Annotated in this window: 11 protein-coding genes; 8 read left to right on the top strand and 3 right to left on the bottom strand. The window is 30.9% G+C overall.

The window, feature by feature from the left end; genetic code table 11:
- Nucleotides 1–97 precede the first annotated feature (97 nt).
- Genes gcvT through lpdA form a run of 5 tightly spaced genes read left to right on the top strand, consistent with a single transcriptional unit; the run spans nucleotide 98 to nucleotide 5,797 of the window.
- Complete coding sequence (gene gcvT / locus OXH55_RS10345) at nucleotides 98–1,204, top strand: glycine cleavage system aminomethyltransferase GcvT (protein ID WP_268049863.1); 1,107 nt, start codon at nucleotides 98–100, stop codon at nucleotides 1,202–1,204.
- A 13-nt stretch (nucleotides 1,205–1,217) separates the two neighbouring features.
- Entirely contained in the window at nucleotides 1,218–1,601 is a 384-nt protein-coding gene (gene gcvH, locus OXH55_RS10340) for a glycine cleavage system protein GcvH (RefSeq protein WP_268049862.1), read from the top strand.
- A 2-nt stretch (nucleotides 1,602–1,603) separates the two neighbouring features.
- Nucleotides 1,604–2,944, top strand: coding sequence for an aminomethyl-transferring glycine dehydrogenase subunit GcvPA (gcvPA, locus tag OXH55_RS10335; RefSeq protein WP_272509025.1), 1,341 nt, complete (start codon nucleotides 1,604–1,606; stop codon nucleotides 2,942–2,944).
- Nucleotides 2,944–4,404 carry an aminomethyl-transferring glycine dehydrogenase subunit GcvPB gene (gene gcvPB, locus OXH55_RS10330; RefSeq protein WP_268049861.1) on the top strand — a complete coding sequence of 487 codons (1,461 nt, stop codon included), beginning with the start codon at nucleotides 2,944–2,946 and terminating at the stop codon, nucleotides 4,402–4,404. The genes gcvPA and gcvPB overlap by 1 nt, the downstream gene beginning before the upstream one ends.
- On the top strand, nucleotides 4,397–5,797 hold the full coding sequence (lpdA, locus tag OXH55_RS10325; protein ID WP_268049860.1) for a dihydrolipoyl dehydrogenase: 1,401 nt from the start codon (nucleotides 4,397–4,399) through the stop codon (nucleotides 5,795–5,797). The genes gcvPB and lpdA overlap by 8 nt, the downstream gene beginning before the upstream one ends.
- A gap of 11 nt (nucleotides 5,798–5,808) precedes the next feature.
- Here lpdA and OXH55_RS10320 read toward each other — a convergent pair whose 3' ends face one another.
- From OXH55_RS10320 to OXH55_RS10310, 3 genes are read right to left on the bottom strand one after another with little or no spacing between them, the layout of a single operon-like run.
- Nucleotides 5,809–6,921, bottom strand: a complete 1,113-nt coding sequence (locus OXH55_RS10320; protein ID WP_268049859.1) for a Ger(x)C family spore germination protein — start codon at nucleotides 6,919–6,921, stop codon at nucleotides 5,809–5,811.
- Nucleotides 6,922–6,966: 45 nt separating this feature from the next.
- Complete coding sequence (locus OXH55_RS10315) at nucleotides 6,967–8,061, bottom strand: GerAB/ArcD/ProY family transporter (RefSeq protein ID WP_268049858.1); 1,095 nt, start codon at nucleotides 8,059–8,061, stop codon at nucleotides 6,967–6,969.
- Complete coding sequence (locus OXH55_RS10310; RefSeq protein WP_268049857.1) at nucleotides 8,054–9,547, bottom strand: spore germination protein; 1,494 nt, start codon at nucleotides 9,545–9,547, stop codon at nucleotides 8,054–8,056. Before OXH55_RS10310 ends, OXH55_RS10315 begins: the two co-directional genes overlap by 8 nt.
- A gap of 178 nt (nucleotides 9,548–9,725) precedes the next feature.
- On the opposite strand from OXH55_RS10310, the gene OXH55_RS10305 reads away from it, so the two are divergent.
- The 3 genes from OXH55_RS10305 to OXH55_RS10295 all read left to right on the top strand — a co-directional run bounded on the left by OXH55_RS10305 (nucleotide 9,726) and on the right by OXH55_RS10295 (nucleotide 12,570).
- Nucleotides 9,726–10,571 (top strand): SEC-C metal-binding domain-containing protein, encoded by an 846-nt coding sequence (locus OXH55_RS10305; protein WP_268049856.1) that lies wholly within the window; start codon nucleotides 9,726–9,728, stop codon nucleotides 10,569–10,571.
- A gap of 25 nt (nucleotides 10,572–10,596) precedes the next feature.
- Nucleotides 10,597–11,589 carry a lysylphosphatidylglycerol synthase transmembrane domain-containing protein gene (locus OXH55_RS10300; protein WP_268049855.1) on the top strand — a complete coding sequence of 331 codons (993 nt, stop codon included), beginning with the start codon at nucleotides 10,597–10,599 and terminating at the stop codon, nucleotides 11,587–11,589.
- A gap of 66 nt (nucleotides 11,590–11,655) precedes the next feature.
- Entirely contained in the window at nucleotides 11,656–12,570 is a 915-nt protein-coding gene (locus OXH55_RS10295; RefSeq protein WP_268049854.1) for an HD domain-containing protein, read from the top strand.
- Nucleotides 12,571–12,682: the final 112 nt, after the last annotated feature.

Genomic DNA, 12,682 nt, shown 5'->3' with positions numbered 1-12,682 from the left:
TAGTAGATTTTAACAAAGACCAGCAAAATAGCTGGTCTTTTCTTATACCTAAATAAATATTCATAGTACAAAGAAGATATTGAAAAGGGGAGTTAAAATGGAATTTTTAAAAAGAACGCCTTTGTTTAATGCTTATCAAAAATATGGAGGAAAAATTATTAATTTTACTGGATGGGCGCTACCGGTTCAGTTTGAAGGTATTATAAAAGAACATGAGGCAGTAAGAAATGCAGCAGGCCTTTTTGATGTATCACATATGGGAGAGATAGAGATAAAAGGTGAAGATGCTTTTAGTTTTTTACAAAACTTAATTACTAATGATGTTTCTGTACTAAAAGATAATGAAATTTTATATACTTTAATGTGCTTTAATGACGGAGGAGTGGCAGATGACCTTTTGGTATATAAGTTTTCAGATAAACATTACCTTCTTGTGGTAAATGCAAGTAATGTGGACAAGGACTATTTATGGGTTTGCAGCAATAAAGATAATTTTAATGTGGAAATCAACAATATTTCTCATAAGATTGCACAGTTGGCACTACAGGGACCTACAAGTGAAAAAATTCTTCAAAAACTAACGCCTTTCAAGCTTTCAGATATAAAATTTTTTCGCTTCAACAAAAATGTAATGATAGATGGTGTTAAATGCTTAGTTTCAAGAACCGGGTATACAGGAGAGGATGGCTTTGAAATATATACTGGGACTGAAAATTCAGAAAGGCTGTGGAATAAAATATTAGAAACTGGAAAAGAAGATGGGATTAAACCAGCAGGTCTTGGATGTAGAGATACCCTGAGATTTGAAGCTGCTCTTCCGTTGTACGGGAATGAGCTTTCAGAGGATATTACTCCTTTAGAAGCAGGCTTGGGCTATTTTGTAAAGCTTAATAAAGCTAGTTTTATAGGAAAAAATGCTTTAGTTATGCAGAATAAAGATGGAGTAAAGAGAAGAATTGTAGGTTTTGAAATGATAGGAAGGGGAATTCCAAGACATGGTTATTCTATTATAAAGAATGATGAAGAAATAGGATTTGTAACTACAGGGTATTTTTCACCTACATTAAAGAAAAGCATTGGTCATGCTATTCTTGATACAAAATATACCAAACTTGGTACAGAAATTGAGGTAATCATAAGAAAGAAGCGAGTTAGAGCAAAGATAATAAAGAAAAAATTTTATAATAAAAATCATAAAAAATAGAGGGGGATAAACAATGAAAGTATTAAAAAATTTATATTACACAGAAGATCATGAATGGATAAAAGTTGATGGACATGAGGCTTATATTGGAATTACAGATTATGCACAGCAGGCTTTAGGAGATATAGTATATGTTGACCTTCCAGAAGAGGAGACAGAGTTTACAGCTGGTGATACTTTGGGTGTAGTTGAATCGGTAAAGGCTGCATCGGATATTTATATTCCTGTAGATGGTAAGGTTTTAGAAATAAATGAAGATATAGTAGATGAGCCTGAACTTGTAAATAATAATGCCTATAAAAATTGGATGGTAAAGGTAGAGTTATATGACGAGTCACAAATAGATGAGCTTATGAATGCTGAAGAGTATAAAGAATTTTCCAGCAGGGAGGAATGATAATGTTTCCCTATATACCAAATGTTTTAGAACAAGAAAAAATGCTTAAAAGTATTGGTGTAGATTCTATAGAAGATTTATTTACTGATATTCCACAGGATATTCGTTTAAAAGGAGAATTGAATATTGGAAATCCTATGTCAGAATTAGAACTTTCAAAATATATGAAAAAGCTTTCTAATAAAAATAAGAGTTTGGATGAATTAGTATGTTTTTTAGGGGCAGGAGCTTATGATCATTATATACCCTCAGTAATAAAGCATATAACTTCCAGGTCAGAATTTTATACAGCCTATACTCCCTATCAACCGGAAATAAGTCAGGGAACTCTTCAGTCAATATTTGAATACGAAACAATGATATGTAATCTTACAGGTATGGATGTATCTAACGCTTCTATATATGATGGAGGCACTGCAGCAGCTGAAGCAGCTATGCTGGCTGTTAGAGAGAAGAGAAATAGGGGTTCAATAGTTGTATCTAAAACTGTTCACCCAGAGACCAGAAAAATTATTAATACTTATATGAGATTTAAGGGGATAGAAGTAATAGAAATTGATTATTTAGATGGTGTTACAGATATAGAAAAATTAGAAAAGGCAGTAGATAAGAATACTGCTGGAGTAATTGTTCAAAATCCTAATTTCTTTGGAATAATTGAGGATTTTACAGAGATTGAAAAAATAACTCACAAAAATAATTCACTTTTAATTATGAGTGTAGATCCGATCTCTCTAGGTATATTAAAAACTCCAGGAGAAATTGGAGCTGATATTGCTGTAGGAGAAGGTCAGTCTTTAGGCAGTACTCTGAGTTTTGGAGGCCCATACATTGGATTTATGGCGGTAACTTCCAAGCTTATGCGCAAAATTCCAGGAAGAATTGTAGGACAGACAGAAGATATTGAAGGAAAAAGAGGTTTTGTGTTAACTTTGCAGACTAGAGAACAACACATCAGAAGAGAAAAAGCCACTTCAAATATATGCTCCAATGAAGCTTTAAATGCTCTAGCAGCAGCTGTATATTTTTCAACCATGGGTAAAGAAGGAATTAAAGAGGTTGCATTGCAGTGTACTCAAAAAGCTCACTATGCTTTTAAAGAGATTACTAAGAAAGGAAAATTTAAGCCCTTATTTGATAAACCTTTCTTCAAGGAATTTGCAGTAACAAGTGAGGTTGCTGCAGGAAGGATAAATAGGGAACTCTTAAATAAAGGAATTATTGGAGGTTATGACTTAAGAAGAGATTATTCTCTTAATAATTCCTTATTATTATGTGTAACAGAAAAAAGGACAAAAGAAGAAATAGATACTTTGGCTAGGATTTTCAAGGGGGTGCAGTAATGGAATATGATAAATTAATTTTTGAAATTTCAAAGAAAGGCAGAAAAGCTTATACATTACCTAAAAATGATGTGCCCCATACTGAACTTAAAGAAATTATAGGTGAAGAATTTTTACGTGAAACAGACTTACAGCTTCCAGAGGTTTGTGAAGTAGATGTAGTAAGACATTATACAGCTTTATCGAATAAAAATTATGGTGTGGATACAGGTTTTTATCCTCTTGGTTCCTGTACCATGAAATATAATCCTAAAATAAATGAAGATATGGCGGGTATTTCAAAATTTATAAATCTTCACCCTTATCAGAGAGAGGAGACTGTACAGGGAGCTTTAGAATTAATGTATGAGCTTAGTCATAAATTAGAAGAAATCACTGGAATGGATAAGGTAGTTCTACATCCTGCAGCTGGTGCGCATGGAGAACTGACAGGACTTATGCTTATAAAAGCTTATCATGAAAGTAAAGGAGATTATAAAAGAAAAAAGATAATTATTCCTGATGCTGCTCATGGAACTAATCCTGCCAGTGCCAAGCAGGCTGGATTTCAGGTTGTAGAGATAAAGTCAAATAGGGAAGGAAAAGTAGATTTAGAAAGTCTTAAAGCAGCTTTGGATGATGAAGTAGCAGGACTTATGCTGACTAATCCAAATACATTAGGATTATTTGAAAAAGATATAAAGGAAATTTCTAAACTTGTTCATGAAACAGGAGGATTACTTTATTATGATGGTGCAAATTTAAATGCCATTATGGGTATAGCAAGACCAGGAGATATGGGTTTTGATGTGGTTCATTTAAATATTCATAAGACCTTTTCAACGCCTCATGGAGGCGGCGGTCCTGGATGTGGGCCTGTAGGAGTAAAGAAAAAGTTAGAAGATTTTCTTCCGGTGCCTGTTGTGGATAAAAAAGAAGATAGGTATTTTTTTAATTATGATATACAAAAATCTATAGGTAAAGTTAAGAATTTTTATGGCAACTTTGGTGTTATGATAAAGGCTTATTCATATATTCTTACTATGGGAGCAGAAGGACTTAAAAAAGCTAGTGAAATTGCTGTACTTAATGCTAATTATCTAAAAAATAACTTGAAAAAATATTATAAACTTCCTATTGATGAAGTATGTAAACATGAATTTGTGTTGTCAGGATTGAAGACAAAAAACAGAGGAATATCTACTGTACATGTTGCAAAACGACTTCTTGACTATGGGTACCACCCACCAACAATATATTTTCCATTAATAATAGATAATGCAATTATGATAGAACCTACAGAAACAGAAAGCTTAGAAACCTTAGATAGATTTATTGAGGCTATGAAAGAAATAGCAAAAGAAGAAGAAAAGAGTCCTGAGCTTTTAATAGAGGCACCACATTCTACTCCTGTAAAAAGGCTTGATGAGGTTAAAGCTGCAAGAAAACCTATTTTGAAATGGAGTGAGAAAAATGGATAAGGATATTGTTGTAATTGGTGGAGGTCCAGGAGGATATACAGCAGCCATACGAGCAGCTCAATTGGGAGGAAGGGTATGTTTAATTGAAAAGGATAGATTAGGAGGTACTTGTTTAAATAGAGGGTGCATACCAACAAAGGCATTATACAGAAATGCAGAGATACTTAATACTTTAAAGAATACTGAAAAATTTGGAATAAATATTCACGAATATAAAATAAATGTAGATAAAATTATGAAAAGAAAGCAAGGTATTGTGGATAAATTGGTAAGTGGAGTGGAACTACTTTTAAAGAGAAATGGAGTAGAAGTGATAGAAGGAACAGCATCAATATTAGATAGAAATACTGTATTGGTAAAGAATAAAAAGGGAGAAGAAATAAAAATTTCTACTAAAAATATAATTATAGCTACAGGTTCTAAAGCTACATCATTACCTATAGAAGGAGCATATTTATCGGAAGTAATGAAAAGTGAAGAAATCTTAAACTTAACTAAAATACCAAAAGACTTAATTATAATTGGGGGTGGAGTTATTGGTATGGAGTTTGCAGCTATATTTAACTCTATGGGAGCAAAGGTTAGTGTAATAGAAGCTTTACCTAATATTTTATCTTCAGTTGATAGGGAAATAAGCAAAAGGTTTTCCATTTTAGCTAAAAAGAAAGGTATAAAAATTAATATTTCTACAAAGGTTTGCAAAATAGAAAAAAGTAATGAGGAACTTATAGTCTATGCTGAAGGGAAAAAGGGTAAACTTCAGTTTAAAGGAGATACAGTATTAATATCTGTAGGGCGCATTCCTCTAACTGAAGGTTTGAATTTAGAAAAGACAGAAGTAGAGTTTACAAGAGAAGGTATAAAAGTAGATTCTAATTTTGAAACCAATGTTAAAGGTATTTATGCTATAGGAGATGTAAATGGAAAATGCATGTTGGCTCATGCAGCGGCACATCAGGGAATAGCTGCTGTAGAAAACATAATGGGGGTAAGAAGCCAGAAAAAAAATAATTTGATACCAAGCTGCATTTTTGTCTTCCCTGAAATTGCTTCTATAGGTATTACTGAGGAGGAAGCAAAATTAAAGAAAATAGATTATAAGGTTAGCAAGTTTAGCTTTGGTGCAAATGGTAAAGCTCTTGCTCTTGGGGAAGAGGAGGGAATGGTAAAGGTTATAGGAAGAAAGGATGATAATAGGATTATAGGTGTTCATATTATGGGACCTCATGCCTCTGATCTCATTCATGAAGGAGCACTTGCTGTAAGTAAAAAGATGAAGGTAGAGGATATAAAAGAGGTAATTCATGCACATCCAACCTTATCAGAAGCTTTTTATGAAAGTGTTATGGGATTGCAAGGAGAAGCTATTCATATGCTAAATAAGACCAGCTAATTGGCTGGTCTTTAATAATCTCCTCTACCAAATCTATCTATTTTAGTTTTTACCTTAACTACTATATCAGCTTCGGACACTGCTTTATTCCAATCAGTACCCGTATGTCTTCCGTATTTTGCTGCTGCTACTCTTCCAAGACCAAGACAGTCAATTTTATATTCATTTTGCATTTTATCAATAAATTCATAGCACATTTGTTCTACTTTTTTATTCATATTGCCTTCAAATTTTTTTGCCATATCAGGATTATTAGCTATATCTTCATATAAATTATTATTTGTTATATCTCCTGTTAAAGATAAATCAATATAAAAGGTATATTTATCTTTAACTTTTTCACACTTAACTTTTTTCTTAGAAGTTGCATAATAATCTATATATTCTTTTGAATTATCACCCAATGAAAGTATCCCTTTAACATTATCTACTTTTAGAAGATTTAAGATTTTTGCTTCTTTCATACCTATTTTTTTTACCATTTTATCTTTGACAAAGAGAGCTATTCCAGTAATTGCAGGCTTTTTATCTTTTATTTCTATGTAAGGAAGAACTAAGGATCTTCCTTCTGCACCTATCCTTACATATATATCCATTAATTTATAGTTATCTGAAAAAAAATTAAATTCAGTAGCATGTTTTATTACATTTGATAGATAATCACCAGGATTAGGATATCCTTCAACATTAGACTTAAGTATATCCATAGCATCTCCTTTGCACACTGCATTAAGTCCTGTATCATTTACATTAGGATTGGCAAATAATATATCAATTTCAGGTTCTAATCCATATTGGGCTGCAGCTTCTCCCCAAATAATTATTTTTTCAAGACCTAATATAAATTTGAGATCAGCTTTTGCCTGACGGTCTTCCCTAGTGTCACCTATGGTTTTACCTACACCTGTTTGTATAAGCGTGGAAGGCGTTGCTTCACCAGTGAAATTATATACTGCAATAGGTATGCTGAACTTTATTTCTCCAGAATCTTCTTGAGTAATATCAAAGCCAATAGTAGATGGTATTGCAAGTTCCTCTGCAGGAACAAAATTTATACCACGAGTATAAAAAATATATATTCCTAGACAGAAAAATAAAATAACTAAAAATTTCTTGTAATTCATTTTTTCCTCCTGAATTTATTTTACAATAATTATCGGTGATTAATACTAGCTTTTGTAAAGTACAGTATTTTTGTTTTTAACCAATATGGATAAGGCTATAAAAGAGATATATATAATATTAAATAAAGTAAAGGCTGGAGAAATAACCTTTAATACCTTTTGGTACAATGCTGTATTTAAAAATTGTAAGGATAAAATTAATATTAATGGATATAGAAAAATTAGTATTTTTTTTATATCTATTTTTGTTATCATGTTTAGAAAAAAGTATGTAATAAAGCAAAAATTAGATGTTATTCTAAATACTATAAAACTCCAGACAAACATAAATACATATCTAAAATTATTGATTACGGGGATATTAATACTTTCAAAAACTAATATAAAAGACCAATGACTTTTGGGAATTATATCTATGCCTAGATAATAGATTGTTATAAAAGCAATCCATACCCATATTAATCCAGAAATAAATAAAGCTTGCATACTTGCTTTTTTTATTTCATTAGTGTTTTGGGCAAAGGGATGAATTAAAAGTAAACATTCAAAACCTGCATAATAATATACAGATAGTATACTCGCCCTTAGCATATCCTTTAAGCTGGTATTAAATATTGGTTGAACATTCAATATATTTCCGTATTTTAATGAAGCTATTGAAAAAAGCATTATAACTGTTAAGAGATACATACATACTTCATTTATTTTTCCTAAAGATTTTATTTGGGTATAAGCTGCACAAAAGGTTATAGTAACTATAGCAAGGGCAACTTTTAGGGGAGTTAAAAAACTTACAAAGTAAATTCTAGATATTTTAATTAAATCTGATGTTATAGTTGCAGCATAAAGAGTCCACTGACATATAAAGATAAAATTTAAGAGAGTACCTAATGTATTACCAAAACACCGCCTACTCAAACTTAAGATATTATCTTTAGGATATTTTTTTATAATATAATTACTTACAAGAAGAATATAAGCTGGATAAATTAGACCTATAATAGAAGAAATCCATGCATCTTGCTTAGCAATCTTTACAAGTACGTTAGGAGATCTCAATAATCCTGGACCAACAGTAAATCCTACCAATAAGGCAGTGATCTGATTAGTTGTTAAAAATTCAGTCTCTGATTTATTCATTCTTTTTTCTTTTCCTCCATAATTTTTTTCTAAAATCTGTTTGGCGAACAGGATTATTACTTGGTACTGCTTCAGGAGTTTTATTCATATACCATAAAGGTGCTCTTATAAATATATCTTTTAAATCGCTGCTTTTTATTGAAAAATAGGATATCCCAAAGCTTTTCATGTATGAAAGAAGAATTAATAAGAAGAACAAACCAGCTGCTAAGCCTAAAAATCCCATAGCATTGGCTAGAACAAGCATAGGAAATCTTAAAAATCTTATGCTTAAAGACATTTCATAATTAGGTATTAAAAAGGTAGAAACAACGGATATACCTACCACTAATAAGGTAGTAGGACTTACAACTTTAGAGTCAACTGCTGTATTTCCTATAATAATACCTCCAACTATACTTAAGGTCCCAGCTACTTTAGGTGGTAACCTAAGTCCACCTTCTCTTAAAAACTCTACTACTACCTCCATGGACAATATTTCAAGAAATGGAGGTAAAGCTATACCTTTTCTTGATTCAATAATAGGTGTTATAAACTTAATTGGTATTAGTTCTACATTGTAGTTTATCAGAGTTAAATATATAGGTGATAAGGTTATTATTATTAAAACTGATAGAAGTCTAAGAATTCTAGAAAAAGAAGACACTAAGGTTCTTTCATGATAATCCTCAACTCCTTGGAAAAATTCTACAAATGTAGCGGGAGCTGTAATGACATGAGGGGTCCCATTCAACAAAAAAGCTATTTTCCCTTCCATTAAGTTGGCTTTTACAATATCGGGTCTTTCTGTTCCATAAACTTGTGGAAAAGGAGAATAAGGGTGATCTTCTATGTATTGTCCAAGCATACCTGTATCATTAATTGAGTCAATATCAATAGCTTTAATTCTGCTGCGCACTTCTTCTAAAACATCCTTATCAACAATATCATCAATATACAGAAGAACTAAATCAGTTTGAGAACGTCTTCCTATCTTATAAGTTTCTTGAGATAAATTTTGGTCTTTTATTTTTCGCCTTAATATACTTATATTAGTTTTGACATTTTCAACAAAGCCTTCTCTAGAACCTCTTATGGCCGATTCATTCAATGGGTCGGATATACTTCGGTGTTCTCCACCTACAGTGTCTGTAATTATAAAATCTTCAAGTCCGTCTATTAAAATGACTGTTTTACCTATTTTTATAGAATCTACAGCCGTGTTAAGGTCAGTTTTAATAATAGTATTACTCATAGGAATGTATTTTCTACATATGTAATCTATAGTAGCTTTTTCTATAAGTAACTCTTCTTCTATTTTAAACATCAATGGAGTTAGAATATCTCTATTAATTATAGTTTTGTTAGTTAAGTCATCTATGTAGATAAGAGAAGCTAATAAAGGATTCTTTTTTCCAATAAAAAATTTTTTTACAACTAAAGGATTTTTGAGTCCCACTTCATTTAGAATAAAATTAATTTTTTCTTCAATGTTATTGTTAACCATCAACATCACCCTAGAATTAGTATTTACTTATCGTGAGTTTATATACAATCTATTAGTAATACTTTATTCATTAAAAGAAATGAAAATTTAACTATTACTTACTGGTTCCGGGCAAACTAGCAACCTAAAAAATAGGTGTGATATAATAATGTGAATAGAAATGAGTGGGAGTGAGGACATGAAAAATAGAATGACTAATGTTGAAAAACAAATTAAAATAAATCCAAATGATAAGTGTGTTTGTGGCAGTGGTTTAAAGTTTAAAAACTGCTGTAGAGATAAAAAACATGAATACAGAATTTTGGGGGAAAATTATGAAGATAGAGAAATAATATTTGACTATACTGAGAGCAGCAGAAAATATGATGAAATATCTCAACTTCTTCTTTCGCAAATTGCAGATGGTGGGATTAGTGTTACAAAGGGAAAAGAAATTTTAAAGAAACTATATAGTATGGAAGAAGAAGGAATGAAACAATTCACTAAGTATGCTCCTTGTAGCAAGGGATGTAGTCACTGCTGCCATATATACATGGACTGTACAGCAGTTGAAGCAGAACTTGTTCGAGAATACGTTGTGAAAAATTTTAGTGAAGAGAAGATTATGGAGCTTGAAAAGAAGATTGAAGCTACTATAAATGAAGTTCCTTCATATAAAGATGTATTAAATGAAGAAAATAAGGATAAGGTAATTGCAGATTACAGTAAGAAAAACATACCTTGTATTTTTCTAAAAGAGGATAATTCGTGTTCTATATATGAAGTAAGACCCTTTAATTGTAGAAAATTTTTTACCGTATCAGATTCAGCTAAGTGCAAAAAGGGGGAAGAGGTAATTAGACCTGCTGTTTCTATAAATAATATTACTCAATATGCTGTAAATTATCTATCAATGTCTATAAATAGATATAAAAGCTTAAAGACATATTCAAGAGAAGATGGAGAGGATAAAGCTATTTATAAATCATTGCAGTATTGGTTTAAAAATGGATTTAAAGAAATAGATAGAGATAGGAGTTTATAAATAATTAAGAGGTGTAAGCAACGAAATGAAGAATAAACTTTTTAATACAACAATAATTGTATTATCTACTGCAATACTTTTGGGATTTGTTATATTTTCAAAGGGACTTGAGCATTTAATTAGTCAATTAAAAAATTTAAATTATATGTGGATTTTACTAGCAGTTTTTTGTATGCTCATGTATTGGATAATTGAGAGTATTGTACTGAATATTTTTATACAATCACTAAATTTGAGGCAGAAACTTAGAGAGTCTTTAAAAATAACTATGGTAGGACAATTTTTTAATTCAGTTACTCCTTTTGCTTCTGGAGGACAACCAGCCCAATTATATTTTATGATGAAAAGAGGTATTAATGGAGGGTCTGCTAGTTCTATTTTGACTATGAAATTGATTGTATATCAAGGGGTATTAACTATATATTCTCTTATTGCAATTATTTTAAAATTTACTTTTTTTCAAGAAAATTTACCCAATTTTTTTTACATATCCATTATAGGGTTCATAATAAACACAGGAGTAATTTTATTTTTATTAATAGCTTCTGTTAACAAAAAAATGACAAAGTCTATTTTAAAAGGTATATTTACATTTTTAAATAAAATTCGTTTGGTTAAAGATGTGAAGGGAAATTTAATAAAGATAGAAGGCGAATTATCTAATTTTCATAAAAATGCAGTTGAAATGAGTAAGAATTTTGAAATCTTGGTTAAGTGCTCAGTTCTTACCTTTGTTCAATTAACATCATATTTTATTATCCCTTATTTTATTTATAGGGGTTTTAATATGAATTCAGCAAGTTTTTGGAACATGGTTGCTGCCGAAACATTTTTAAATATGATTGTAGCTGTTATACCTCTTCCTGGAGCATCAGGAGGTTCGGAAGGTGGATTTTATTTACTTTTTAGCTTATTTTTTAAGCAGAGTACCATAATGCCAGCCATACTTCTTTGGAGAATTATTACATTTTATTCTTGTATAGCAGTAGGAAGTGTATTTACTGTTTCAAAAGCTTAGGGATAAAAAAAATAGTTTGGTGAAAAATAATCATATATCTTGATATGAAATAGTGAGGCGATAACTATGAAAAATATGTTTACAGAAGATTTAAAGTCTATTGATTTAGAAGAAAACCAAACTATAGAAATAAGTTTTATGATAATGAAGATATTAGACAGAGAAGGGGAAAATATTATTGCCTATATTGGAGATAAGACAGGAGATATTAAAGCATCTATTAGGAATATTGAGGATACTTTAAAGGTTGGGGATGTAATTAATGCTAAGGTTCGTTTTGATAGCAGGCTATCAGTAATTGAGGAATTTACAAAGGAAGAAGAATATGAAATAGAAGATTTTCTTCCTACAGTTGATGCTGATATAAAAGATATTATGGAAGAAATTAAAAAAATATCAGATGAAGAATTTAAAAGTGAAGAAAGCAGAGCTTTAAATGAATATTTCTTCGGAAATAAAGAGTTTGTAGATAAGTTCAAAAAGGGTATTGGAGGACTTAGACAGCATCATAATTATATAGGTGGACTTGCGGAACATACTTTAAATGTAATGTATATAACAAAAACTCTTGCGTATAGGTATGATTGTAGAAATAAAGAAATTGCTATTCTTGCAGCAAAGCTTCATGATATTGGAAAAATAGAAGAATATTTTACAAATGGTCCTTTTGATGTAACATTAAGAGGAGATATGGAAGGACACATAGTTATAGGTATAACTATGTTAGAAGAAGCTTTTCAGGCTGGTGGAGATATATACAGCGAGGAGTTTAAAAGCAGAATGAAGGGATGTATTGTACAGCACCATGGTAAAGTAGAATTTGGTTCACCTAAAGCTGCTAGCTTAGAGGAGTCATTTATTCTTAACCTTGCAGATAGTGTAGATGCTGTTCTTAATAAGATATGGCAGGTTAAACAGATTACAGAACCTAATACGTGGTCACAATACGATAGAAGAATAGGAACTAGACTATACTTATAAGAATGTTGCGTCGCAACATTCTTTTATTTTGCTGTAGGAAATTATAAAATTTTAAACTTGTGGATAACTTTTAGTGGTAGTATAAAATATTGTTTGAAATTTTATAATTTCC

The sequence above is a fragment of the Clostridium ganghwense genome (genome assembly GCF_026735165.1).
GTDB classification, from domain to species: domain Bacteria; phylum Bacillota; class Clostridia; order Clostridiales; family Clostridiaceae; genus Clostridium_H; species Clostridium_H ganghwense.
This window is presented reverse-complemented; position numbering and strand designations above follow the sequence as displayed.